Annotated in this window: 25 protein-coding genes; 3 read left to right on the plus strand and 22 right to left on the minus strand. The window is 44.3% G+C overall.

The features are described 5' to 3' along the window. The 9 genes from AB4405_RS24140 to fkpA all read right to left on the minus strand — a co-directional run. Positions 1 to 164, minus strand: a 164-nt coding sequence (locus tag AB4405_RS24140; protein ID WP_241903099.1) for a GTP-binding protein, incomplete at its 3' end; no start/stop codon positions are given. Positions 165 to 289: 125 nt separating this feature from the next. After that, positions 290 to 2,386, minus strand: coding sequence for an elongation factor G (fusA, locus tag AB4405_RS24145; protein WP_102471083.1), 2,097 nt, complete (start codon positions 2,384 to 2,386; stop codon positions 290 to 292). 77 nt (positions 2,387 to 2,463) lie between these two features. After that, positions 2,464 to 2,934 carry a 30S ribosomal protein S7 gene (rpsG, locus tag AB4405_RS24150; RefSeq protein WP_102471084.1) on the minus strand — a complete coding sequence of 157 codons (471 nt, stop codon included), beginning with the start codon at positions 2,932 to 2,934 and terminating at the stop codon, positions 2,464 to 2,466. Positions 2,935 to 3,031: 97 nt separating this feature from the next. Beyond that, a complete protein-coding gene (gene rpsL / locus AB4405_RS24155; RefSeq protein ID WP_017035800.1) occupies positions 3,032 to 3,406 on the minus strand; it encodes a 30S ribosomal protein S12 in 375 nt (124 codons plus the stop codon). A 175-nt stretch (positions 3,407 to 3,581) separates the two neighbouring features. Beyond that, positions 3,582 to 3,845 (minus strand): sulfurtransferase complex subunit TusB, encoded by a 264-nt coding sequence (gene tusB, locus AB4405_RS24160; protein ID WP_102532423.1) that lies wholly within the window; start codon positions 3,843 to 3,845, stop codon positions 3,582 to 3,584. Positions 3,846 to 3,853: 8 nt separating this feature from the next. Next, the gene (gene tusC, locus AB4405_RS24165; RefSeq protein ID WP_102471086.1) at positions 3,854 to 4,210 is read right to left on the minus strand and encodes a sulfurtransferase complex subunit TusC; all 357 of its coding nucleotides are present in this window, start codon (positions 4,208 to 4,210) and stop codon (positions 3,854 to 3,856) included. After that, positions 4,207 to 4,602 carry a sulfurtransferase complex subunit TusD gene (gene tusD / locus AB4405_RS24170; RefSeq protein ID WP_198593027.1) on the minus strand — a complete coding sequence of 132 codons (396 nt, stop codon included), beginning with the start codon at positions 4,600 to 4,602 and terminating at the stop codon, positions 4,207 to 4,209. Before tusD ends, tusC begins: the two co-directional genes overlap by 4 nt. A gap of 2 nt (positions 4,603 to 4,604) precedes the next feature. After that, positions 4,605 to 5,291: a transcriptional regulator gene (locus tag AB4405_RS24175; protein ID WP_102471113.1), complete on the minus strand. Its 687-nt coding sequence runs from the start codon at positions 5,289 to 5,291 to the stop codon at positions 4,605 to 4,607. 208 nt (positions 5,292 to 5,499) lie between these two features. Beyond that, the gene (gene fkpA, locus AB4405_RS24180) at positions 5,500 to 6,288 is read right to left on the minus strand and encodes an FKBP-type peptidyl-prolyl cis-trans isomerase (protein WP_372063095.1); all 789 of its coding nucleotides are present in this window, start codon (positions 6,286 to 6,288) and stop codon (positions 5,500 to 5,502) included. 171 nt (positions 6,289 to 6,459) lie between these two features. Between fkpA and AB4405_RS24185 the strand changes: the two genes are divergently transcribed. Further along, the gene (locus tag AB4405_RS24185; RefSeq protein WP_102532426.1) at positions 6,460 to 7,440 is read left to right on the plus strand and encodes a WD40 repeat domain-containing protein; all 981 of its coding nucleotides are present in this window, start codon (positions 6,460 to 6,462) and stop codon (positions 7,438 to 7,440) included. Between the two features lie 3 nt (positions 7,441 to 7,443). After that, the gene (locus AB4405_RS24190) at positions 7,444 to 7,671 is read left to right on the plus strand and encodes a SlyX family protein (protein WP_372063096.1); all 228 of its coding nucleotides are present in this window, start codon (positions 7,444 to 7,446) and stop codon (positions 7,669 to 7,671) included. A 48-nt stretch (positions 7,672 to 7,719) separates the two neighbouring features. Here AB4405_RS24190 and rlmB read toward each other — a convergent pair whose 3' ends face one another. The 13 genes from rlmB to tsaE form a co-directional block, all read right to left on the minus strand. Continuing rightward, complete coding sequence (gene rlmB / locus AB4405_RS24195; RefSeq protein ID WP_372063097.1) at positions 7,720 to 8,460, minus strand: 23S rRNA (guanosine(2251)-2'-O)-methyltransferase RlmB; 741 nt, start codon at positions 8,458 to 8,460, stop codon at positions 7,720 to 7,722. Positions 8,461 to 8,478: 18 nt separating this feature from the next. Next, positions 8,479 to 10,944: a ribonuclease R gene (rnr, locus tag AB4405_RS24200; RefSeq protein WP_372063098.1), complete on the minus strand. Its 2,466-nt coding sequence runs from the start codon at positions 10,942 to 10,944 to the stop codon at positions 8,479 to 8,481. 103 nt (positions 10,945 to 11,047) lie between these two features. Next, the gene (motX, locus tag AB4405_RS24205) at positions 11,048 to 11,683 is read right to left on the minus strand and encodes a flagellar protein MotX (protein WP_102471091.1); all 636 of its coding nucleotides are present in this window, start codon (positions 11,681 to 11,683) and stop codon (positions 11,048 to 11,050) included. Between the two features lie 247 nt (positions 11,684 to 11,930). Further along, positions 11,931 to 13,247: an adenylosuccinate synthase gene (locus AB4405_RS24210; protein ID WP_102471092.1), complete on the minus strand. Its 1,317-nt coding sequence runs from the start codon at positions 13,245 to 13,247 to the stop codon at positions 11,931 to 11,933. A 149-nt stretch (positions 13,248 to 13,396) separates the two neighbouring features. Next, positions 13,397 to 13,582, minus strand: a complete 186-nt coding sequence (locus tag AB4405_RS24215; protein ID WP_372063099.1) for a DUF2065 domain-containing protein — start codon at positions 13,580 to 13,582, stop codon at positions 13,397 to 13,399. Between the two features lie 112 nt (positions 13,583 to 13,694). Beyond that, positions 13,695 to 14,675, minus strand: a complete 981-nt coding sequence (gene hflC, locus AB4405_RS24220) for a protease modulator HflC (RefSeq protein ID WP_102471094.1) — start codon at positions 14,673 to 14,675, stop codon at positions 13,695 to 13,697. Positions 14,676 to 14,677: 2 nt separating this feature from the next. Next, positions 14,678 to 15,877, minus strand: coding sequence for an FtsH protease activity modulator HflK (gene hflK, locus AB4405_RS24225; protein WP_372063100.1), 1,200 nt, complete (start codon positions 15,875 to 15,877; stop codon positions 14,678 to 14,680). A gap of 45 nt (positions 15,878 to 15,922) precedes the next feature. Then, positions 15,923 to 17,212: a ribosome rescue GTPase HflX gene (hflX, locus tag AB4405_RS24230; protein WP_102471096.1), complete on the minus strand. Its 1,290-nt coding sequence runs from the start codon at positions 17,210 to 17,212 to the stop codon at positions 15,923 to 15,925. 44 nt (positions 17,213 to 17,256) lie between these two features. Continuing rightward, positions 17,257 to 17,520, minus strand: a complete 264-nt coding sequence (gene hfq / locus AB4405_RS24235; protein WP_102471097.1) for an RNA chaperone Hfq — start codon at positions 17,518 to 17,520, stop codon at positions 17,257 to 17,259. A 192-nt stretch (positions 17,521 to 17,712) separates the two neighbouring features. Then, a complete protein-coding gene (gene miaA / locus AB4405_RS24240) occupies positions 17,713 to 18,660 on the minus strand; it encodes a tRNA (adenosine(37)-N6)-dimethylallyltransferase MiaA (RefSeq protein ID WP_102471098.1) in 948 nt (315 codons plus the stop codon). Continuing rightward, positions 18,657 to 20,744: a DNA mismatch repair endonuclease MutL gene (gene mutL / locus AB4405_RS24245; protein ID WP_372063101.1), complete on the minus strand. Its 2,088-nt coding sequence runs from the start codon at positions 20,742 to 20,744 to the stop codon at positions 18,657 to 18,659. Before mutL ends, miaA begins: the two co-directional genes overlap by 4 nt. 49 nt (positions 20,745 to 20,793) lie before the next feature. Continuing rightward, positions 20,794 to 22,485, minus strand: a complete 1,692-nt coding sequence (locus AB4405_RS24250; protein ID WP_102532491.1) for a LysM peptidoglycan-binding domain-containing protein — start codon at positions 22,483 to 22,485, stop codon at positions 20,794 to 20,796. Between the two features lie 20 nt (positions 22,486 to 22,505). Continuing rightward, positions 22,506 to 22,970: a tRNA (adenosine(37)-N6)-threonylcarbamoyltransferase complex ATPase subunit type 1 TsaE gene (gene tsaE, locus AB4405_RS24255; RefSeq protein WP_102471100.1), complete on the minus strand. Its 465-nt coding sequence runs from the start codon at positions 22,968 to 22,970 to the stop codon at positions 22,506 to 22,508. Between the two features lie 246 nt (positions 22,971 to 23,216). On the opposite strand from tsaE, the gene queG reads away from it, so the two are divergent. After that, on the plus strand, positions 23,217 to 24,344 hold the full coding sequence (gene queG / locus AB4405_RS24260; RefSeq protein ID WP_372063102.1) for a tRNA epoxyqueuosine(34) reductase QueG: 1,128 nt from the start codon (positions 23,217 to 23,219) through the stop codon (positions 24,342 to 24,344). The last annotated feature ends 704 nt before the right edge of the window (positions 24,345 to 25,048 follow it).

Raw genomic sequence — 25,048 nt, forward strand, 5'->3', positions numbered from 1 at the left:
TCTGGAGCGTTATCGATAGACGCGAAGTCTTTAGCTACGCCGCCGTAAACTTTAGCAAGAGTAGTACAGATTGCTGCAGTTAGAGTTGTTTTACCGTGGTCAACGTGGCCGATAGTACCAACGTTTACGTGCGGTTTCGTACGTTCAAATTTTTCTTTAGACACAATCGTGTTCCTTCCTAGTTATGATTCGCCCCGAGAAACGGATTAGATCCGGGGCGCGCCAGAAATTGCTATTTTATGCGTCAATTTTCATCAACGCAATAGATTCGTTATTAAACAATAGCTGATTAGCTACGCTGTGCAATAATAGCGTCTGCCACATTCTTTGGAACTTCAGCATATTCGCTAAATTCCATCGAGTATGACGCACGGCCCTGTGTTGCAGAACGTAAATCAGTTGCGTAACCAAACATCACAGATAGTGGAACTTGGGCACGGACAATTTTTAAGCCTGCATGGCCATCATCCATACCTTCGATCATGCCGCGACGGCGATTAATATCACCAACAACATCACCCATCCAATCTTCTGGAGTCGTTACTTCAACCTTCATCATAGGCTCAAGAAGGACTGGCTGCGCATCAAGCGCACCCTTCCTGAAGGCCATCGATCCGGCGATCTTAAACGCCATCTCGCTTGAGTCGACATCGTGGTACGAACCATCAAACAATGTCGCCTTGATATCCAAAATAGGATAGCCCGCTAATACACCGTTATTCATTTGTTCTTCGATACCTTTCGATACCGAGCTGATGTATTCCTTAGGAACAGCACCACCAACGATTTCGTCTACGAATACAAATCCTTCACCCAATTCTGATGGCTCAAGCTTAAGCCATACATGACCGTATTGACCACGGCCACCAGATTGACGAATGAACTTGGCTTCGACTTCTGTGCTGCCACGAATAGTTTCGCGATAAGCAACCTGAGGTTTACCCACGTTACAATCAACACTGAACTCACGTTTCATGCGGTCTACGATGATGTCTAGGTGAAGCTCACCCATTCCTGAAATTAGCGTTTGGCCAGTTTCATCATCAGTTTCCACACGGAACGACGGGTCTTCCGCGGCTAATTTGCCAAGCGCAATACCCATTTTTTCTTGATCCGCTTGTGAGCGAGGCTCAACGGCAATCTGAATAACGGGCTCAGGGAACTCCATGCGTTCTAGAATCACTTTATGATTCTGGTCACAAAGGGTATCACCTGTTGTCACGTCTTTCAGACCAATCGCTGCTGCTATGTCACCCGCACGAATTTCTTTTACTTCTTCGCGCTTATTCGAGTGCATTTGAACGATACGGCCAAAGCGTTCACGTTTTTGTTTCACTGAATTATACGCGGCGTCACCAGTGTTAATCACACCAGAGTAAACACGCATAAACGTCAATGTACCGACAAACGGGTCGGTTGCAATTTTGAATGCTAATGCAGCAAATGGTTCGTTATCGTCAGCATGACGTTCTACTTCATTGTCTTCTTCATCAACACCTGTGATCGCAGGCACATCAATTGGTGATGGAAGATACTCTACAACTGCATCTAGTACCGCTTGAACACCTTTATTCTTAAATGCACTTCCGCATGTCGCGAGTACAATTTCGTTATTTAGTGTACGAGTACGTAGACCGAACTTGATTTCAGCTTCTGTTAGTTCGCCTTCTTCAAGGTACTTGTCCATGAGTTCTTCATTTGCTTCCGCCGCCGCTTCAACTAAGTTGTTGCGCCATTCTTCCGCTTCATCTTGCATATCAGCTGGAATCTCTTCATAAGAGAAGGTCATGCCTTGATCGGCTTCATTCCAGTTAATTGCTTTCATCTTGATAAGGTCGATGACACCTTTAAAGTCCTCTTCTGCACCAATATTAAGTTGGATAGGAATAGGATTTGCACCAAGACGATCTTTAATTTGGTCTACAACGCGTAGGAAGTCTGCACCCGTACGATCCATCTTATTGACGAATACCATACGAGGAACACTGTATTTATCAGCTTGACGCCATACAGTTTCAGATTGCGGTTCAACACCAGACGAGCCACAAAATACAACCACAGCCCCATCAAGCACACGAAGAGAACGTTCTACTTCGATAGTAAAGTCTACGTGTCCAGGGGTATCAATGATATTAACGCGATGATCTTGGAATTGTGCTTCCATACCACGCCAGAAGGTTGTAGTAGCAGCAGATGTGATCGTAATGCCACGCTCTTGCTCCTGCTCCATCCAGTCCATGGTAGCAGCACCATCGTGCACTTCGCCGATTTTGTGAGATAAGCCAGTGTAGAACAGAATACGTTCACTTGTGGTTGTTTTACCTGCATCTACGTGAGCAACGATACCGATATTACGATAGCGCTCAATAGGAGTTTTACGAGCCACGATTGTATCCTCTTACTAAGGTGAACCTTAGAGTAAAGAAAAGCGCTGCGAGGGAGACTCGCAGCACTGTAAAGGTATTACCAGCGGTAATGAGCGAATGCTTTGTTAGCATCAGCCATGCGGTGAACGTCTTCACGTTTCTTAACCGCAGTACCTTTGTTCTCAGACGCATCTAGCATTTCTGCTGCAAGACGTTGAGCCATAGATTTTTCACCACGCTTACGCGCAGCTTCAACTACCCAACGCATAGCAAGAGCGTTACGGCGAACCGGACGAACTTCTACAGGTACTTGGTAAGTTGAACCACCCACACGGCGAGATTTAACTTCTACCGATGGGCGAACATTTTCAAGAGCTTCTTCAAATACAGCTAAGTGATCTTTACCAGATTTCTCAGCCATAGTTTCTAGTGCAGTGTAAACAATCTTCTCTGCAGTAGATTTTTTTCCGTCAACCATAAGAATGTTAACGAACTTTGCCAGCAATTCAGATTTGAATTTAGGATCTGGAAGGATCTTACGCTGACCAATTACGCGACGACGTGGCATGGATATTCTCCGTTGTCTTTTTCAGGTTATCCAAAACTTTACAGTTTCTTCAAAAATTAAAAATAATTTAGTGTTTGGCCTTACTTAACGGAATCCATTAAGACTTAGGACGCTTCACACCGTACTTAGAACGACCTTTCTTACGGTCGTTTACACCAGCACAGTCAAGTGCGCCGCGGACAGTGTGGTAACGTACACCCGGAAGATCTTTTACACGACCGCCACGGATTAGTACAACACTGTGCTCTTGAAGGTTATGACCTTCACCGCCAATGTAAGAAGTCACTTCGAAGCCGTTCGTTAGACGAACACGACATACTTTACGAAGCGCTGAGTTAGGTTTTTTAGGTGTTGTAGTGTAAACACGAGTACAAACACCACGTTTTTGTGGGCACGCTTCCAGTGCAGGCACGTTGCTTTTAACAACTTGCTTTACACGAGGCTTGCGAACCAACTGGTTAATAGTTGCCATTAAATAGCTCCTGATTTACTTGAAAGTAAGCTTTGTGAAAAATCTAACCCCAATCACCAATGGCAATTAGGGACGCAAAATTCTATGCAGCAGTGGGGGGTGTGTCAAGAAATATACAGATCTTTTTTATTAAGCCGCTGTAAAAAAATACAAAGACTGGCCAATAAAGTGTCAATCATTCCCAAGTAATGCTGTTTTCATGGGTCTCAGTAAGCTCTACAAAGCCTTTAAAATCTATGACTTGCAGGTTATTTGAGCTTTCAACTGATAGTCCCCTAGCCTGTAAATCTTCAGATAAAACGAAGACATTATCTTTTTCTGAAAATAGCGGCATTCCGGCTAAATAACTCGCATCTTGGGTTAATATTATTGCGTCCTGTAGATTCAGGTAACATTGTGCGTGCTTAAAGCCGGTTTCATTCTTAATGATATGCAGCATAGGGTATCTCAATAAGTCAGTATTTTATTACATGACGCAAGCTCATGAGAGATGATACTCGACGTCACGATATCGCATTCAATCGCTAGGCTGTCCACTGTCATTCCATACCGATCCATACTTTGTTTACATACGTAGACTTGGTCAATATCATAAAGGTCTAACAACTTATATGCACTGATGTAATCCCTCGACAAGACCTGCTTTGGGTCTTGATTAATACGCAACTGATTCACGCCGTCGGCAATAAAGAACACTTTGATATCTTCGCTATAAGCTGAAGTGGCGAGTAGCGCATCCAGCCCTTCTCTCCCCTTTGCACTGGCGTGAGGTAACGAAGTAAAAACGAAGCCTAATACACTCAAAATTGTACTACCCTATCTTGCGTTAACAGCGCTTCAGCTAAACTGCCTAATCCAGCAAGCTGAAAGCCCTCTGCGAGGTTGTCACCATTGAGTTGATGCTGTGTCGACTCTACTGGGCTAACGACCCCCCTGCGTAAGGAGGCGGCCACACACGTATCTAAGCTGATGTTGTGGTTAAGTGCGAGAGCCTGCCACGCAGCAACTAAATCGAACTCATCATTTGCAGGCACAGTTAAGCGTGAGGCATTGTGCACGCCATCTTGATAAAAAAACACACTTGTCAGGCGGTGTCCTTTCTCAATCAGTGCAATGGCAAACTGATAGGCGCTTCGTGCTGACTGACTCCCATACACAGAGCCATTGACAACAAGCGTATAGGTCAAGGGGGTCACGATTACTCGTCCTCAGTTTTACGCTGTCTGATATACAGATAAACCGTATGCTTAGAGATATTTAGACGGTCAGCAACTCGATTAATGGCGTCTTTAATGTCAAAAATTCCTTTATCGTAAAGCTCCATGACGATCTGACGGTTTTTAGTATTATTCGAGACTGACTTATCAGCATTAATGTCTTCAATTGTACGCTCAACCGTTTGGTCGACAAGTTCCTCAACATCACTGGCAAAGTTGACCGACGATGCCGCATCTTTGGCATCTTGAGTTGGCATGAATGATTGCAAAACTTGCGAGAATGGCGCATCTAAGTTGACGTTAATACACAGCAGTCCAATGACTCGGTTATCACCGTTACGAATAGCAATGGTGATAGATTTCATGAAAACCCCACCTTTCGCGCGCGTAAAGTATGAGCGAGAGAAATTACGCTCAGACCCTTCGATGTCTTTTAACATTTTAAGCGCTAAGTCGGTAATTGGTGAGCCAACTTGACGACCGGTATTCTCACCATTGGCGATCTTGATTGCCGACGTATTAAGATCTTCCAACGAGTGCAAAACAATCTCACAAAACGGTCCAATTAGACTGGCTAGCCCGTCCACCACCGCTTCGTATGACTTGAGTATGATTTTCTCATGCTCACTAAATGGCGCCACATCGACGGAATCCATTTCAAGTAACATCTCGGCATTAACAATGTCAGTCACAGTGTGTTGACCTTAAAAACTAAAAAAATTGATGTAAGTTTATCAGAAAATTTGAAGTCCTTACCTAAGTAAGTCTTCAACAAGTGATTTGGGGCAAAAAAAGGGCAGTTTTTCATAGATATAAAAACAGAAAGAATAAAAAAAGGCTCACTAATGTGAGCCTTTGAATGACAACTGCGACTAATTATTGAGCAGCTGGGGCATTCTCGCCATCAATCTTCAACAATTCAACTTCGAATACGAGCGTCGAGTTCGCTGGAATGGTTGGTGTATCTTGCTCACCGTATGCCAGCTCTGGTGGAATTACAAACTTATACTTTGAACCCACTTGCATCAACTGAACACCTTCAGTCCAGCCTGGGATAACACGGTTTAATGGGAAGGTAGCAGGCTGACCACGTTCATAAGAACTGTCAAATTGCGTACCATCGATCAACGTACCCTTGTAGTGCACTTCAACCGTATCGGTTTCTTTTGGTTGCTCGCCCGTTCCTGCTGTTTCTACTTGGTATAGTAGGCCAGATTCAGTTTTCGTTACGCCATCTTGTTTTTCAAACTCAGCGCGGAAGTCATCGCCTTCTTTTTGAGCTGCAGCGGCTTTTTCAACAGCTTGCTGTTGCATTGTGTCCGCAACACGCTTATCTAAACCTTCTAGTGCTGCACGAATCTCATCTTCAGACAAGATTTCTTTGCCAGCGAACGATTCTTCAATCCCTTTCAGTACCAATTCTTTTTTCAGGTCGATACCAAATTCTGCTGGCTTTTCAATGCTGGTGCTCAAGTAAGTAGCGAAAGAAACACCGATTGCGTACGCGGCTTTATCATCTTCCGTTTTAAAGTGAACCGCTTTACCTGCTTCCGCTTGCACTTGTTCTTGTGCCGCTGGTTCTGCTTTTGGCTCTTCTTCTTTCTGGCAACCTACTGCCAAGATAACCGTCGCTGCAAGTAGCGATACTTTAAATACTGATTTCATTCATCTCTCCAGTTTATGGACATGCTATAGATTTAGCCATTAGTCACAACAATACGCCTTGTTTTTTAAGGCGGTATGCGTAACCATTTAAATCTAGTCACTATTTCAATCTTATAAGAACTTTAAATATACTAGTTTAGGCTCAAGACTCAATGTGGAATATCGGTAATGATGCGAATAATATCTCATTCTGTGCTGTACTTAGTTGTCATCGGCCTGTTAAATGGCTGCTTTTTCTCTAGTAACGCAGAAAAACGCTGGGATCTTGCTTTAGAAGGGTCCACCAGTGTTGCTCTCAGTCGTGATGCTCGATTTGCACTTCTCTATTCTAAACAACAACAATTACAGTTGTGGGATCTGCAAGAAAATATATTACTTGCCAAATTGGGTATTCAAGACCCAGACGAAAACATTATCTCGCTCATTCGTTTTTCCGACAACGGCCGATTTGCTGTGACTGCGACCCAAACCAATTTCGCGGTATGGGACCTAGGTTGGTCTCAGTCCTCAGGTTTATGGTCTATTGCCGACGGCTTAATCCAAGACATCGCCATTGGTAATAATGGCGAAGAAATACTTTTAGGATTAAGTAACGGTAAAGCCATTTTCATCGATTTAGTCACCGGAAGACGCCTAGAGTTCCTTGCTCACGTAGAAAAAGTTAATTCTGTTTCCTTATCCCCTAACGGAAAATATGCATTAACAGGTGGAAATGACCACAATGCGTTTTTTTGGAGTACTGAGTCGGGGCAAATCTTGCGGGAGTTCCCTCACGAGCAGCGTGTTGGCACCGTTGAATTACAACGTGATGGACGCTTCGCGCTCACATCAGACATTGGCAATAATGCGATTGTTTGGGATTTAAAAACGGGCTCAAAACTCAGTCAGTTAAGTACCTGGACACGACAACTTATTTTTTCAACCGCTCGGTTCTCCGACGATGGTCAGTTACTCGTAACCGGCTCTCCCTCTTCTCGATTGATGGTTTGGGACACTAAGAGCGGTAAACGAATCGAAGGGTATGAGGTAGAAATGCTAAAAGATGTGCGCCCGCCTAGAGGGGTAGTGTATGATGCAGCATTTGAAAATAACCAACGCGTCCTCTCCGCTTCATCAGCGGGTGTCGTACAAGCGTGGTCCATCAATGAGTAACCTATGAGTAACGAAAGCTATCAAGTGCTACAAGACCGAATTAATGATATGGAATGTAAAATTGCGTTCCAAGAGCAAACCATTGAAGAATTGAATGACGCGTTGACCCAACAACAATTGCTCATTAGCAAGATGCAGGATCAAATGAAATTCGTGGTGGGTAAAGTCAAGAATATGGACTCGCCAAATCTTGCCGATCCCTCAGAAGAAACCCCGCCTCCCCATTATTAAAAAGGTCAGCATAAGCTGACCTTTTATTTATAAGATGTCTTCACTTGATTATACGAGTGAACGCTGCCTCACTGCTTCAAATAAGCAAATACCTGAAGCCACTGACACATTTAAGCTAGAGACCGAACCGGCCATTGGGATCTTGATAAGGTCATCGCAAGTCTCACGAGTCAAGCGTCTCATACCGTCACCTTCCGCGCCCATAACGACCGCTAGAGGACCCGTCAATTTCGCCTGATAAACATCATGCGTCGCTTCTCCTGCAGTGCCAACAATCCAGACACCTTGCTCTTGTAAAGCTCGCATCGTTCTTGCTAAGTTTGTCACCCGTACCAATGGCACGGTCTCTGCTGCGCCACACGCCACTTTACTGACCGTTGCAGTCAGTGGGGCGGAACGGTCTTTTGGCACGATAACAGCCGCGACACCGGCTGCATCGGCATTACGTAAGCAAGCGCCTAGGTTATGTGGATCCGTTACGCCATCTAAGATCAAGAATAACGCTTGTGCATTGTCATTCACTATGGACTCTAGATCATTTTCGTTCAATTGCTTCGCAGGCTTAACCTTCGCGATAACACCTTGGTGATTCGCGCCACTGGCTTTGTCATCTAAGACTTTACGGCCCATCTGCTGAACCGAACAGCCTATCTTAGCCAACTCATTCAACAAAGGAAGCAAGCGATCGTCTTGGCGCCCTTTCAATACATACGCCTCGATGAAACGAGCAGGATCTTTCTCTAGTACCGCTTTTACGGCGTGAATACCGTAAATAAACTCATTACTCATGGTTTTAACCTTGATTCATTATTTCTTTTTAGCATTGCTGGTTTTAGCGCGCGGCTTTTTACTGCGGGCTTTGCCTGGCTTGCTTTTTGAACCCTTAGCGGGGGTTTTCTGTTCTTGACCATCTGGTCGCTTTGTTGGTTCGACGAGCGGACTCGCTTTACCTGAGCGTCTACTTTTGGCAACACCTTGCTTCTTCGCTTTCGCTTTGCTTTGCGCTTCTGCTACTCGCTTCTTCGCAGTTTTACCTTTGCCGCGTACTTTACGGTCTGTCCCCACTAATTCAAAGTCAATTTGCTTGTCGTTTAAATTTACCGCCAGTACTTTGACTTTGACCGCATCGCCCAAGCGATAAATTGCACCAAAACTTTCACCAATCAGCCTTTGACCAATTGGGTCGAATTGATAGTAATCGTTAGCTAAATTCGATATATGAACCAAGCCATCGATATGCAATTCTGTCAGACGAACAAAGAAACCAAAACCGGTGACATTAGCAATCACACCGTCAAGCTCTTCGCCGACATGATCTTGCATATACTCACACTTCAACCAATCAGAGACATCACGGGTAGCATCATCAGCACGACGTTCGGTCATTGAACACTGTTCACCATAAAAATCCATATCATCAACGGAATAATGATACCCACCGGTTGGTGTCCAACGGTCTTGGTTACGGCCCGCCTCTTTGGCAATAAGATACTTAATTGCACGATGCAGCAATAAATCAGGGTAGCGGCGAATTGGCGAGGTGAAATGCGCATAACGCTTTAACGCCAAACCAAAGTGACCGCCATTATCCGCGTTATAGACCGCTTGCTTCATTGAGCGTAGCAGCATCGTCTGAATCAACTCTTTATCTTGTCGTTGCGCAATTTGCTTAATAAGGTCCGCATAATCGGTTGGTGAAGGCTGTAAACCACCGGTCAGATTAAGCCCTAGCTCCCCTAAGAAATCACGAAACCCGGTCAGTCGCTCTTCACCTGGGGTTTCATGAACTCGGTACAAGGCGGCTTCTTTGGCTTTTTCTACTAATGACGCTGAGGCGATGTTAGCCAAAATCATACATTCTTCGATGATCTTGTGGGCATCATTTCGAATTACCGGCTCAATACGGTCAATCTTTCTGTCGGCATTAAAGATAAATTTGGTTTCAACGGTTTCAAATTCAATCGCACCACGTTGATCACGCGCGGTTTTTAATACCTGATACATGCGGTGCAATTCTTCCAGGTGCGGAACCACTGCGTCATAGCGCTCTCTTAGTTCCGAATCACCCTCTAGAATATTACTCACCTTGTTATAGGTTAAACGCGCATGGGAGTTCATGACCGCTTCGTAATGCTTATAACCTGAGAGCTTACCCGTATCCGAGATGGTCATCTCACAAACCATACATAGACGGTCAACTTGTGGGTTCAGCGAACAAAGTCCATTGGATAGGACCTCGGGTAACATGGGCACCACCTGAGATGGGAAGTACACCGAGTTACCACGCTTAATCGCTTCTTTATCAAGCACAGAGTCGGTACGAACATAATAGCTGACATCCGCTATCGCTACCCATAAACGCCATCCGCCACTCTTTTTACGTTCACAATACACCGCATCATCAAAATCTCGAGCATCTTCCCCATCAATAGTGACCAATGGAAGATCACGAAGGTCAACTCGGCCTTCTTTTGCCTCTTCTGGGACAAACTCACCAAATTGCTTAACGTATTTATCGACTTCTTCTGGCCAAACATGGGGAATTTGATGGGCTCGAATAGCAATTTGAGTTTCCATACCTGGCGCCATATTTTCGCCTAGCACTTCAACCACTTGACCGGCCATTTTTCGAGATTTAGCGCCACGATCGGTGACTTCAATAACCACAACGTTCCCCATACGAGCACCATTTCGATGTTCATTAGGAATCAAAATATCGTGACTAATACGGGAGTCATCGGAGACGACATAGGCGTAGCCGTACTCTAAGAAAAAGCGACCAACAACATGATCTTTTCGCTCTTCCAATATACGAACTAATCGCCCTTCTTTTCGACCGCGCTTATCTTTACCGGTCGGTTGAACAAGCACAAAGTCCCCGTGCAAAAGCGTGCGCATTTGGTGGTGAGGCAATAACACATCTTGATCTTTATTTAGACTACCTTCCGGTCTCACCCATCCATGACCATCTTTATGGCCAATCACTAAGCCTTTGATCATTTCTAGTTTATCGGGCAAGGCATAGCACTGACGACGAGTAAAGACCAATTGCCCGTCTCGCTCCATTGCTCTCAGGCGACGACGCAACCCTTCATACTGCTCTTCACCAGACAAGCCTAACGATTCAAACAGATCGTTACGGTTCATTGGGACATTGACACCTTTTAAGAAGTCAACGATGAACTCTCTGCTTGGAACTGGGTTTTCGTAATTTTGGGATTCTCTTTCGGCAAAGGGATCGTCTACACGATTTTCGCTAGGCTTGTTCGACATAGTCTGACCTATTTTGAGGGGAGGTATAGGTCGATTATAACTGACTGGGGGGATAAGCTACAGAAATCGTTTGTCATTCTACCGATGATAGCCACGAGACGCATTACCAGAAATCATTACGCCTCTTTGCACGAGCGATAATGTTTTGCGGCATACGAGACTCCAACCCACGGCGTAGCATTGAGATACGTTTATGTTTTGAGTTATCCGGAGTGACTGAATTGTATAACCAGCGATACGCATCCTCATAATCTCTTGGACTACCATAATCGCGCAATAACAACTCTGCCAACTGAATACGGGCATCAATATTGCCCATCGATGCCGCTTCACGAAAATAAGGAATCGCCCGTTCTTTATCTTCTTGAACAAATGTCCCTCTTGAGTAATACCGACCGAGTTGCTCTAAGGCGACAGGAAGGCCTTGATGTGCAGCATTCTCCATATAGTATAAGCCCAGCTCAACATCTTGAGGCACACACACACCCCACGCGAGCATATCGCCATATAAGAACTCATAGGCGGGCAAACTGATACGGGTTGCCCTCGCCATAATGTCTTCTACAAGCTGGCAGTTATCCGCTTTAACTTGGGCAAGGTGACGGTTTTCTGCAATCAGCCCGATCAACTGATCTTCAGAGTAAATCGGAATCGGGGCACCAACATCTGCCGCTTGAGCCACCTTCAACGTGCCAAGAAACGACATACAAATCAACGCTGTTATTTTGTGTCGCCTCATCACGATAGGGAACCTCTCATCACTTCAAACAAAATTGCGACCTCAGTAAGCCGCTATTGTCATTTTATCGGCAAACCTACGCTTCACTTTAATCTAAACAGAGAAAAAACGGCAAAATTTTGCCACTTGCTGTTGAATGATACGCGAGCGTGTCAAAAAAATGGCAGAAGATCACACTTCTTATCGTTCTTTAGATATAAAAAAACCAGCGCAAGCGCTGGTTTTTAACGTCTGTTCTAGCTTCGAATTACACTTCGAAAGGGTGAACCTTAATAATAGTTTCGTTACGGTCAGGACCCGTAGAAACGATATCAATTGGTACACCAGTTAGTTCTTCAATACGTTTGATGTAATCTAGAGCTGCTTTCGGAAGTTGCTCAATAGAAGTAGCACCAAATGTGTTGTCTGACCAACCTGGCATTGTTTCGTAAATAGGCGTTGCTTCTTCAAATGCTTCAGCAGCCATTGGAGAAACCTCTAGAATAGCGCCATTTTTCATCTTGTAACCAGTACAGATTTTTAGCTCTTCTAGGCCATCTAGTACGTCTAATTTAGTTAGACAGAAACCAGAGATAGAGTTGATTTGCACAGCACGACGCATAGCAACGGCATCAAACCAACCAGTACGACGTAGACGACCTGTTGTTGCACCAAACTCGTGGCCAACATCACCTAAGTGTTTACCAACAGGGTCTTGCTTGTCTAAACCATCATACAATTCAGTTGGGAATGGACCTGAACCTACTCGAGTACAGTAAGCCTTAGTGATACCAAGGATATAACCAATATGACGAGGGCCAAAACCAGAACCAGCAGCAACACCGCCAGCCGTTGTATTTGAAGACGTTACATACGGATATGTACCGTGATCGATATCTAGAAGTGTACCTTGAGCGCCTTCAAACATGATCTTATCGCCACGCTTGCGTGCCGCGTCAAGTTCATCAGTCACATCAATAACCAATGACGTTAGAAGGTCTGCATAACCCATGCACTGTTCAAGAACTTCGTCGTAGCTTACTGGATCAACTTTGTAGAAGTGTTCAAGCTGGAAGTTATGGAACTCCATCACTTTCTTCAGCTTTTCAGCAAACATTTCTTTATCGAAAAGATCACCAACGCGAAGACCACGACGAGCCACTTTATCTTCGTACGCAGGACCGATACCACGACCAGTTGTGCCAATTGCTTTTTTACCTAGAGCGACTTCACGCGCTTGGTCAATAGCAATATGGTAAGGAAGAATTAGAGGACAAGCTTCAGAGATGAAAAGACGCTCACGTACTGGAATTCCACGCGCTTCTAAAGGTTTCATTTCTTGTAACAGTGCATCTGGAGACAGAACAACACCATTACCAATAACGCATTTTACGTTATTGCGAAGAATACCTGATGGAATCAAATGAAGAACGGTTTTTTCACCGTCAATGACTAGAGTGTGACCTGCATTGTGACCGCCTTGATAGCGAACCACGTATTTTGCATCTTCAGTTAAAAGGTCTACGATTTTACCTTTACCTTCGTCACCCCATTGGGTGCCCAGAACGACTACGTTATTTCCCATCTTTCCAATCTGATTGCTAGTTAAAAAAGGATTCTAGCACCGAAATGTGACTTTGTGCAGTCATTTTTTGGACATTAATACGTAACAAAGATCTAAATCCCTGTCTTTCCTATATAAAATCGGACTTACGTTTGTTTATATTACGTCGCTTAAAACATCATCATTATGATGACTACCCCAGCGACAACTAGGCACCCACCAACTCGTCTCAGTTGATTATCTGGTTGAGACATCAGTTGACCGATCATATTCCTCCACCCATTGGGAGCCAGCAACGGCCCTAGTCCTTCAAAAACTAATACCAACCCAATGGCGACCCAAAATGATGTATACATAATTTACTCCAGATAAAAAAAAGCCCGTCGTGACGGGCTTTTCCATAGCAAGTTTTTAATTAAGCAAAGCTGATATTGCTTCGCTCAATCAAACTAAGCGTTATCGCTCCAGTTATTTAACTGCCGCACCGTTGGCGTCATTCATATAACGGAAGAAGTCACTCTTAGGATCAAGGACTAGGATATCACTCTTATCACTAAACGATGTGCGATACGCCTCTAGTGAACGAATGAAACCATAGAACTCTGCATCTTTGCTGTAAGCGCTAGCATAAATACTTGCGGCTTCTGCATCTGCTTCACCACGTGTGACACGTGCTGTTTTATCCGCTTCAGCCAGTACTGTTGCTACTTCAAGTTCTGCTTGAGCTCGAATAACCTCAGCCTTCTCACGACCTTGAGAACGGTGCTTACGAGCAACAGATTCACGCTCTGCTCTCATACGACGGTAAATAGACTCACTGATTTCATCAGGGAGGTTGATTTTCTTCATTCGGAAATCAACCACACGAACGCCAAGATCCTTCATCGCGCTTCCACGCGTATCTTTTAGTACGTTGTCCATAATAACGTCACGTTCACCATCAATTTCAAGTGCTTGCTTAGCCGCTTCAGTGGTCACTTCTTCGCTGTCTGCACTTTCTGGTAGAACATCTTTATTACGTGGGCCGGAAACGATTTGCTTGATTTCTCTCGCACCGATTTCAGAACGTAATACATCCGTTACTTTTCGCTCTAATAGCGCTTGAGCTGTCAGAGCATCACCGCCACCTGTTGCCAAGTAATATTGACGGAAATCTTCGATTCTCCACTTAACGTAGGTATCAATGATCACGTCTTTTTTCTCAGAGGTTACGAAACGGTCTCCACGACCATCCATCGTTTGGATACGTGCATCAAGCGTTTTTACACGGTCAAACAACGGCATTTTGAAATGTATGCCCGGCTCATAGATACGGGATACATTATTGTCATCACTTAACACTCGGCCAAATCGAATGACGATGCCTCTTTCACCTTCAGGGATGACAAACAAAGACATCAGCATTAATGCCAACGCAACAACTAATACTGGTATCGCTAATTTACGCATTATTAGTATCTCCCTTGACGTGAGTTCGAGTCGCGTGATGTCGTTGAGCTAGCTGGCGCATCAGTCGTTTTCGCATCTAATGGTATTTCATCGTATGCTGACGTCGACGTTGCTTTGCGAGTCTTATTCGAAGACTCTTGACCTGCTAACTTATCAATAGGCAAGTACAGTAAGTTGCCGCTTGATTCAGAGTCAATAAGTACCTTAGATGTATTGGAATAGACCTCTTCCATCGTATCTAAATAAAGTCGATTACGAGTAACTTCTGGCGCTGCTTGATACTCTGGTAATAGTTTTTCAAACTGAGCAACTTGACCCATTGCAGAGTTAATGATGCGCTCAGAATAACCTTGCGCTTCTTTCTTCAAACGCTCAGAACGACCGGTTGCTTTTGGAATAATTTCATTCCTGTAGGCTTCCGCTTCACGAATGAAACGCTCTTCATCTTCTCGTGCAGAGATAGCATCATCAAATGCATCTTGGACTTGTGTCGGCGGACGTGCCGACTGGAAGTTCACATCAACGATGCTTAAACCCATATCGTAGTTATCGATAATGTCGTTAAGCGTTTCTTGTGTACTTTGACGAATTTGCTGACGACCACTCGTTAGAATGCTATCCATCAATGCATCACCGATAACTGCACGAAGTGCCGAATCAGTCGCTTGACTTAAACTGTCATCTGCATTTGTCACAACATACAAGTATTTGTACGGGTCAGAGACGCGATATTGTACATCCATGCCAACGGTAACGACGTTTTCATCTTTGGTCAGCATCGTACCAGAGGCACGCAGTGAGCGAATCGCTTGTACGTTAACCGCTTGGTATTCATCAATAAAGCGAGGACGCCAGTTTAGACCTGGATCGACCATTCGATCGTATTTACCCAAACGAAGCACGACACCACGCTCTGCTTCACCAATGGTATAGAAACCAGAAGAGAACCAAATAACAACAGCAATTAATGCAATGACACCAAAGCCAATCGCACTACCGCCACCGCCTATTGATGGGCCACCGCCACCTTTCTTGCCAAACTTACCACCAATCTTTTGACTTAGCTTATTGAAAACTTCGTCTAAGTCAGGCGGACCTTGATTACGATCACCGGACTTACGACCATCACGATTGTTATTACCCCAAGGGTCATTATCGCGGCCGTTGTTTCCATTATTATTACCAGGCTCATTCCACGCCATTAGGAAGCTCCATCATTAATTATGACGTTATACTGTAGCAGTCCTTTAAGTAACGATAAAGTCACTCAAAACTGCCCCTTCTCTCTTATCAAGTTTAGACCAATCTATTTGTTGCATCCGAATATCAATCAACAAGTTACCATCTGTATCATATTCTTCCCGTTGGATACATTTCATATTAAAAAATGTACTACGGATGCGACCTTGATACTGTGGCGGAATTCTCAATTGATACTGAACCATTTGGCTGACTAAGCGCTCAGTCAGCGCTTCGAACAAGAGTTCAATGCCTTGCCCTTCCATGGCAGAAACCCAAACGGTTCTTGGTTGCCCTTCGCCGTCTCGGTCTATCCGAGGACGTTGGCCTTCTAGATTGTCTATTTTATTCATCACGACTAGAGCAGGTATATCACTAGCATCTATCTCTTCTAGCACGTCATGAACTGCTTGCATGTTCTCACGAAAACGGTCGTCACTTGCATCGACAACATGTAACAAAATGTCTGCTTCTTGCGTCTCTTGCAATGTTGCTTTAAATGCGGCAACCAAATCGTGTGGAAGATGACGAATGAATCCAACGGTATCAGCAAGAATTGCCGGACCGACATCTGCCAGCTCGATTTTTCTTAGTGTTGGATCCAACGTTGCGAATAACTGATCCGCCGCGTATACGCCAGCTTCAGTAATGCGGTTGAACAATGTCGACTTTCCTGCGTTGGTATAACCCACTAAAGAAATTGTCGGTATTTCTGCTCGGTTTCTAGCTCGTCTGCCTTGTTCACGCTGTTTTGCAACCTTGGTTAAACGACGTAAAATCGTTTTGATTCGGTCACGCAATAATCGTCGGTCAGTCTCTAATTGAGTCTCACCGGGACCACGTAAGCCAATACCACCCTTCTGCCTTTCAAGGTGCGTCCAGCCACGAATCAATCGGGTTGAAATATGACGCAACTGTGCAAGCTCGACCTGTAACTTACCTTCGTGAGTACGGGCACGTTGAGCAAAAATATCGAGTATTAGACCTGTACGATCGAGCACTCGGCATTTACACAGACCTTCTAGGTTACGCTCTTGTGCTGGCGAAATGGCGTGGTTGAAAATCACCACATCAGCACCGGTCAGTTGCACAACTTGCGCAATTTCTTGGGCCTTACCTTCTCCAACGTAATACTTAGGGTGAGGGGACTGACGGCTACCTGTCACGACTTGTAACGTGTTAACGCCAGCTGAAGACACAAGCATTTCACACTCGTTAAGATCTTCCCACTCACCTTCCTGCGTGAAGTTGATATGAACAAGGACAGCTTGCTCACCCGATTCATAACGGTCAAACAAGCGAGCAACTCCTTCTTGTGACTTTTATAACGCGAGTTAAAGTATTAATCTTCAGATTTCTCTTGTGGACGCTCATTTGCTGGACGCTCGCCCGTGTGGTGACTAACCGCACGCGCTGGAACAACAGTAGAAATCGCATGTTTATATACCATTTGATTAACGGTATTTTTCAATAGGATCACAAATTGATCAAAAGACTCGATTTGACCTTGTAGTTTGATTCCATTTACAAGATAGATCGAAACAGGAATGCGCTCGCGACGCAGTGCATTCAGGAATGGGTCTTGAAGAGATTGCCCCTTAGCCATTTTTTATTTTCCTTATATTAATATTTTTTAGTTTTAATTATTTAGCTATTGGTGCACTACAAATTAGGTGCGGCCTTTGCATCTGAGCTAAACCAATGAAATACCCCTTAGTTTTATAATCATAGATCATCAATTCACTTTGAAAACAAAACTCAGTTCCTTTTTGGGTACAAATAAACAAAAGCGACCACATTATACACAGTTAATGCCATCTGATGCTATGGCGTCTGTGAGAGTTTTCATTGAATTCTCAACGTGTTCGCTGTCCAGCCAAACCAGATCTTCCCAACTCCTTAACCAGGTAATCTGACGTTTAGCCAATTGACGAGTAGCACAGATTCCGCGAAAAATAGCGTCATCAAAACTACAGTCTCCATCTAAATATTCCCACATCTGCCGATATCCGACACAACGAATAGACGGCAAATCAGAATGTAGATCTTCTCGAGCATATAGCGCTTTTACTTCTTCTTCAAAGCCTGCTTGTATCATTTTATCGAAACGTAGTTCAATTCGTTTATGTAACAAAGCACGATCTTTGGGCGCAACCGCAAATTGTTTTACCCTAAACGGTAAAGGCTCACCCTTCACTTCTGTTAGCTCTGTCAGTGACTTACCTGCAATCCGATAAACTTCTAGTGCTCGAGAAAGACGCTGGGGATCATTGGGATGTATCCTCTCTGCTGAGACAGGATCTATCTCTCGAAGTTCATTATGAAGGGCTTGCCATCCCTTCTCAGTTGCTTCTTTTTCAATTTGTTTACGGATATCTGGGTTTGCTGCTGGCAATGGCGATAACCCTTGCAACAAGGCTTTGAAATAAAGCATTGTGCCCCCCACAAGCAGAGGAATCTTTCCTTCAGCATGGATTCGAGCTATTTCTTGCAACGCGTCTCGACGAAAATCAGCGGCAGAATACGCCTCACTAGGATCAAGGATATCGATTAATCGATGCGGCGCCAGTGATAGCTCATTGGCATCAGGCTTGGCTGTACCAATATCCATACCTTTGTAAATCAATGCCGAGTCCACGCTAATGATCTCAACGGGGTACTGTTGACGAAGGCGTATAGCAAGTTCGGTCTTACCTGAGGCAGTAGGACCCATTAAAAATAAAACTAACGGTAATGTTTGGCTCATGATGAAAACGCTGCAATTGTGGCCGTAAAATCGACAGGACGAACAAATTTAGTATCGCTCAAAGGAAGCTTACCATCGTATAACTGCTCTAAATTGCTAAGCAATTGGACGGATTCAGACAAGGTATAGCAACTTTTCACTTGCAGCACTTGTTTTGTAAGCCATAGACTCAATCGGCTTTGACTTAGGTCATGCTGCTCAAGGGTTGTCAAGTATGACAGCATTTCATCAATTAACAATTGCAAATTTTGTTGTCTAAGTGGCGATGGAACCCCCATGACCATAATGGTTTGCTTATTCCTAACCTTTATATCAATACCAAAATTCAGCAGTAAATCAGCGTGTGATTCTGCTTGCACTCTTTGCTCATCACTCACCTTCAAAGATAGCGGCACGAGTAAAGGTTGCATCATTAATGGACCCGTCGTGGGGTTCAATTGAGCGTAAAGCTTATAAAATTCAGCCCGCTGTAGTGATACCAAGGCACAAATGGGCACAGCCTTGACCAGCACATACCGCTCTCCCACTACACTCATTGCCTTACCAATTTGTTCAATATTAATTTCAAGGGTACTTGGTATGTCAGGCAATAACTCATCCGATTTAGCCACGGTCTCTGAGGATAAGTGCGGGGTCTGGAGCAGGTCTTGATACACCTGTGCTTCAGCAAGACTTGGTGGCTTGGTCATCACTCGCTGCGAAGCATTCCTTTGAGAGGGATCGCTTGATTTTTTAACCGATGATGTTTCTGGTGACCAGTAATTTGCAGGGGAACGTTCAGCAATTTGATGATCCGCTCGCGACCCATCTTCCATTGAACGAGGCGACGGTGTTTCTTGGCATGATGTTGCGCCTCGAGACTGAGTGGTATCTCGAGGTTGGTAATCATTCCGCCCTGGATAGGCAGGTATGTTCTCTACCACATCAATGACTGAAGGTTCTACTGGATTAGCGTTTTCGTTGTTTATTATGCCGGGCTCAGCGACCAAGGCTTGATCATCACAAGTCTTTTGCTGATTCAATGGCTTGTCGAATGCCTCTGCTTGGCTAAATCCCGCACTAGAAGCTTGTGGAGCCTCTATCGATTTAGCCTGCACCAGAGCATCGCTTAACGCTTGATAGATGAAGTCATGCACTAAGCGGGCTTGATGGAACCTCACTTCATGCTTTGCCGGGTGTACATTCACATCCACTTGGTGTGGGTCGATATCGATAAACAACACAAAAGCCGCGTATTGCTCGGGGGCGAGACTCGATTCATAACTTTGCCTGATAGCATGATTGATCAACTTATCACGCATCATTCGGCCATTCACGTAACAGTACTGAAGATCGTTTTGTGCCCTGCCGCCTTCAGGTGTCGTAATCCAGCCATGAAGCTTAAGATCATGGTGCTCTAGCTCAATTCTTAGCATGTGACGAACAAATACTGAGCCACACACTGAGGCAATTCTTTTTTCCGCCTGTTCCGAGGTTTTCGCCGCACGATATTGTCGAATCAACTTACCATTGTGTTTAACATTGATTGACACATCAAAACGACTCAGCGCGATTCTCTTCAATAACTCATCAATATGAGTGAATTCTGTTTTTTCAGTACGCAAAAACTTACGCCTAGCTGGCGTATTAAAAAATAGATCCAGCACCTCCACCGTGGTTCCGATAGGGTGGGCAGTAGGCTTTAGGCTGACCGTCATATCTCGGCCCTCCGCGTAAGCACTCCACGCTTGCTCTTGAGCGGCAGGTCTTGAGGTCATCGTAAGGCGAGAAACCGAACTAATACTGGCCAATGCCTCACCGCGAAACCCCAGGCTCACGATGGCTTCTAGGTCATCCAGTGTATGGATTTTTGACGTTGCATGACGGCTCAATGCAAGCTGCAGCTCATCTTTAACAATGCCCTTGCCATTATCACGAACCCTAATGAGTTTAGCGCCACCTTTTTCGATATCGATATCGATACGAGTGGCACCCGAATCGATGCTATTCTCCACCAGTTCTTTGATGACTGAAGCCGGTCTTTCAACTACCTCTCCAGCGGCAATTTGGTTCGCTAATCTAGCGGGGAGAATTTTTATTGTCACACTATTACTCCATGCCTTAAGGCACATTAGCTATCTGCACGGCGACTGATTAACGGTTAGGAATAATCAGGACCTGTCCGACCGCCAACTGATCTGAACGAAGTTTATTGGCTTCACGAATACTCTGGACGGTCACATCATACTTAGACGCTATCTTTCCTAAAAACTCACCGCGTTTGACCGTATGTTTTCTCACAGGTAGGTCTTTAACACTCACCGATACTTTTAGCTTTTGACCTAATTTTAGCGTGTCAGACCTAAGGTTGTTCTCACGTTTGATATCCGCAACAGAAACCTTGTACTTATTAGCAATCTTACCAAGGTAGTCACCTTTAACCACGGTATGGGTCACAATACGGGTTTCAACTGTATTTACCTTATTACTCACTTTAACTGGCGCAGCGTTGCCAGGAATAACAAGCACCTGTCCAACCGCTAACCCATTGCTTTTGAGTTTATTGGCGGATTTAATATTGGCGACCGATGAGCCATATTGTTGGGCAATAACCGATAAGGATTCCCCACGCTTCACCGTGTGTTTTCTTTGCTGCCCTTTATTAGCAAACAATGTCCCTTCAGGTGGGTTTTCCTCGAAATATTGAACCAACGCTTTTGCCAAAGCTCGTGCTAGCTTATCTTGATGGCTACGCGTGGTAAGCAGTCGCTCCTCTCCAGGGTTAGAGATAAACCCTGTTTCAACGAGTACAGAAGGAATATCTGGCGATTTCAGAACCGCCAAGCTGGCATTAACGGGCTCTTTCTTATGCAAATGAGCAACTTTGCCCATTTCTTTTAGAATCTTAGTCGCAACCTTATACCCCTCTTTTTGAGAGTGACTAAATTGCAAATCAAGCAGCGTTTGACTGACATTTTTATCATTGGAGTTTTTGGCTAACGCCTCACCAGCCCCACCGAGTAATTCGGATTGCTGTTCATGGTTTTCAACCCAGCGGGCTATCTCAGTATTTGCTCGTCTCGTATTGAGGACAAAGACAGAGGCACCTCGAGGTTGTGGTGTTCTAAATGCATCCGCATGAATTGAGACCAATAGATGAGCTTTATTTTTTCGGGCTATGTCGGAGCGTTTGTTGAGGTTGACAAAATAATCCCCACGTCGAGTCAAGACGGCTCTCATTCCAGGAATCGCATCAATTTGAGCGGCTAATTTCTTCGAAACACTCAGAGTGACATGCTTTTCGTATTTATTTGTCGGACCGATAGACCCTGGGTCTTCTCCGCCGTGTCCAGCATCAATTGCCACCACAATATCCGCGGTACCGCGCAGTTGTGAGGCATCACGACTGACCTCTGTTTTACTGTTTGCCACTGCCACAGGTTTTGGCGTTGCGGCTTTCCCATGAGGGAAGTCAATCACAAGCCGATGGCCATACTGCCCGCCCGGTGTCGGGTTTAGCGTAAATAACTGAGGCGTCGAGGCTTGTTTCAATTCAAAAACAAGGCGGTAGGTCCCTTTTTTGGGTGGAGAGCTTTTTCTCACTTTACTCAGTACAGGGCTATCCGAGACATTAAGCGGAAGCTTAGTATTCAAGGTCGTGTCGTTAAGATCGACTACAATACGACTAGGTCCAGACAGTGAAAAATAGCTGAAGTCCGCTTTTGACTTGAGGTCAATAACGACTCGAGTTTCATCCGGTGACGGCCAAACACGTATCCCTTCAAGCGTATTAGAGAACGCTAGACTAGGAAACAATAGCAACACCGCCAGCATGATCCCTTTCATGCGACTAAACAAACGATTGATCAATTTAACTCCAATTGACTAATTAGCTGACGTCCATATTCAGAATTTGCCGTGAAGGTTATCTCACGGGCTTCACCCACGTATCGTAAATCAATGTCGAGATCGGCATCAGGTAAAACACCGGCCCCTTTCTCGGGCCACTCTACCAAGCATATTGCATCGTCAGAAAAATAGTCTCGAATACCCATAAATTCGAGTTCTTCAGGATCCGCTAATCGGTATAAATCAAAGTGATAAATATTCCACTGTTTCAATTGATAAGGTTCAACAAGGGTATACGTTGGGCTCTTTACGTTACCCTTATGTCCCTGACTTTGGATGAACCCCCGACTAAAGGTTGTTTTCCCAGCACCAAGATCACCATGCAAATAGATTGTTGTTTGTTTTGAGCAAAGATTAGCTAATTTAGTTCCAATTAAAACTGTCTCTGATTCATCTGCTAAGGCAAATTTTTTAGTGTTCATCACGTTTTTCTCTGAATACGTCGGTTATAAGATGAAATAGTAAACTGTGTCGGTTTTTATAGACAAGCATTGTTGTGTAAGTAATTAGAAAATTTACCATTAAATACCATGATTCCCTACTGACACCGCTCAATTTCGTGTAATCCTCATACACAAACTAGGATATCTGCTTTTTTTACACTCATACTTTGGACACAAACCGATTTGAGTATAGAATACGCGTCCTTTTTAAGTAGAGTCATCGTGATGGATTTAGAGAAGCTAGCTAACGACATTAAGTCTTGGGCCAAAGAACTGGGTTTTCAAAAAGCCGGTATTAGTGATATCGCCTTAGAAGACCAAGAAGCTTCACTGACTCGCTGGATAGAGGCCGGCTATCACGGTGAAATGGCATGGATGGAGTCCAACCAAGATTTACGCATTCATCCTGATAAACTCCACCCCAACACCTGTCGCATTATCAGCGTTCGCATGAACTACTTACCTGAGGATGCGCATTTTGCCAGTAACCTCGAAGACAAGCACACAGGCTATATCAGTCGCTATGCCCTAGGGCGCGACTACCACAAGCTCATTCGTAACCAATTAAAAAAGCTTGGCCAAAAAATAGAGCACGAAGTCGGTACACTCGGCTATCGCCCATTTGTCGATTCAGCGCCTGTCCTTGAACGCCCATTAGCAGAAAAAGCCGGATTGGGTTGGACAGGCAAGCACTCTTTGATACTGGATCAAGAAGCTGGTTCATGGTTTTTTCTTGGTGAGTTGTTTATTGATCTACCACTGCCTGTAGACAAAGCCGTCGAAAACCAATGCGGGAAATGCACGGCATGTGTTACCTCTTGCCCAACTAATGCCATCTTGGAGGATGGCGTTGTCGATGCTAGGCGTTGCATTTCTTATTTAACCATCGAATACGATGGGATTATTCCAGAAGAATTTCGTGATGCTATTGGCAATCGAATCTATGGCTGTGATGATTGCCAATTGGTTTGCCCGTGGAATCGCTTCTCGAATCTTAGCCCTCAAGCCGACTTTCAACGTCGCCCTGTATTTAAAGACCTAGACCTAACCACTTTACTTACTTGGGATGAAGCCACATTTCTAAAAAATATGGAAGGTTCTGCCATTCGACGTATTGGCCACCAACAATGGCAACGCAATATTATCATCGCAATGGGTAACGCTTCTTTTAAACAGGCTTATGTTGTCTTGTTAGAGCAACTTAAAGGTCACAGCACACTACTTGATGTCCATATCGATTGGGCACTCAATAAACTGCACGCACAAATCGATACGCCGTTGCTAAAGAAAATCGATATAAGAAACCAACGTCTAATCCGAATAGTACAAAAAGGGTTACCCCGCGATTCATAGGCTTAGGCTATTTGGTGTACGATTTCCCAATAAATCAATTAAATTTTCTTGACTAACATCTCAAATTTGAATTTGTGGAAAAAAAACAATTTCATTCCAACGCTAAGCCCCAGAATTCAGGTTAAACACAGACGCAATATATGATTAGGATCAAATAAGTGTCAGTTGATGATCATTTAAATAATCATCAACCGAACGGAGAAATCAATAAAAATCATTAAATAACAACGCCTTACCGTGTTATTCAATAGTTTTTACCGCACTGGGAAATGTAAAGATCTTTCAAGCACTCAACAATGATAAATATCAGAAACAACTTATCAACCAAGTTATCCACACCCAGTTTAGTGTGGATAAGTCTGTTAATTTAAATGTAAACATGCAGTAGAAACGGGCTTTAGCCCATATCCACAACGTTGAATAACTTCGAGAATAGCAGCCTGCTCACATCAATAAGGCTTAAAATCAACCTGACATCGATGAACGTTACAAACTAACTAAATTTTGGAGTGATGCTTCTCAGCATTAGGAAAGAGCGCGCAGCGAAAGGACGAAGTTTCTCAACTTGGCTTATATAGAATGCTGCGTTTTAGCTTTCTATTCAAAGAAAGCAAAGCGATACACCAACCTCATCCTTTAAGGTAAGGAAAACAGTCTAAACTCTTTTTGAGTGTATGGACGCTTAAAATGGAGCGATACATCGG

The organism is Vibrio sp. 10N.261.51.F12, from assembly GCF_041471725.1.
Taxonomy (GTDB): Bacteria; Pseudomonadota; Gammaproteobacteria; order Enterobacterales; family Vibrionaceae; genus Vibrio.

Coding starts and splice junctions, on each gene's coding strand:
- rnr (WP_372063098.1), bottom strand. CDS start 10,944: ATGTCGAACAAGCCTAGCGAAAATCGTGTAGACGATCCCTTTGCCGAA.
- hflK (WP_372063100.1), bottom strand. CDS start 15,877: ATGGCGTGGAATGAGCCTGGTAATAATAATGGAAACAACGGCCGCGAT.
- fkpA (WP_372063095.1), bottom strand. CDS start 6,288: ATGAAATCAGTATTTAAAGTATCGCTACTTGCAGCGACGGTTATCTTG.
- AB4405_RS24190 (WP_372063096.1), top strand. CDS start 7,444: ATGAGTAACGAAAGCTATCAAGTGCTACAAGACCGAATTAATGATATG.
- tusB (WP_102532423.1), bottom strand. CDS start 3,845: ATGCTGCATATCATTAAGAATGAAACCGGCTTTAAGCACGCACAATGT.
- rpsL (WP_017035800.1), bottom strand. CDS start 3,406: ATGGCAACTATTAACCAGTTGGTTCGCAAGCCTCGTGTAAAGCAAGTT.
- rlmB (WP_372063097.1), bottom strand. CDS start 8,460: ATGAGTAATGAGTTTATTTACGGTATTCACGCCGTAAAAGCGGTACTA.
- queG (WP_372063102.1), top strand. CDS start 23,217: ATGGATTTAGAGAAGCTAGCTAACGACATTAAGTCTTGGGCCAAAGAA.
- AB4405_RS24210 (WP_102471092.1), bottom strand. CDS start 13,247: ATGGGAAATAACGTAGTCGTTCTGGGCACCCAATGGGGTGACGAAGGT.
- AB4405_RS24185 (WP_102532426.1), top strand. CDS start 6,460: ATGCGAATAATATCTCATTCTGTGCTGTACTTAGTTGTCATCGGCCTG.
- tsaE (WP_102471100.1), bottom strand. CDS start 22,970: ATGAACACTAAAAAATTTGCCTTAGCAGATGAATCAGAGACAGTTTTA.
- AB4405_RS24215 (WP_372063099.1), bottom strand. CDS start 13,582: ATGTATACATCATTTTGGGTCGCCATTGGGTTGGTATTAGTTTTTGAA.
- rpsG (WP_102471084.1), bottom strand. CDS start 2,934: ATGCCACGTCGTCGCGTAATTGGTCAGCGTAAGATCCTTCCAGATCCT.
- AB4405_RS24250 (WP_102532491.1), bottom strand. CDS start 22,485: ATGAAAGGGATCATGCTGGCGGTGTTGCTATTGTTTCCTAGTCTAGCG.
- hflC (WP_102471094.1), bottom strand. CDS start 14,675: ATGCGTAAATTAGCGATACCAGTATTAGTTGTTGCGTTGGCATTAATG.
- miaA (WP_102471098.1), bottom strand. CDS start 18,660: ATGAGCCAAACATTACCGTTAGTTTTATTTTTAATGGGTCCTACTGCC.
- AB4405_RS24175 (WP_102471113.1), bottom strand. CDS start 5,291: ATGTTACTTGAAATGGATTCCGTCGATGTGGCGCCATTTAGTGAGCAT.
- hfq (WP_102471097.1), bottom strand. CDS start 17,520: ATGGCTAAGGGGCAATCTCTTCAAGACCCATTCCTGAATGCACTGCGT.
- motX (WP_102471091.1), bottom strand. CDS start 11,683: ATGAGGCGACACAAAATAACAGCGTTGATTTGTATGTCGTTTCTTGGC.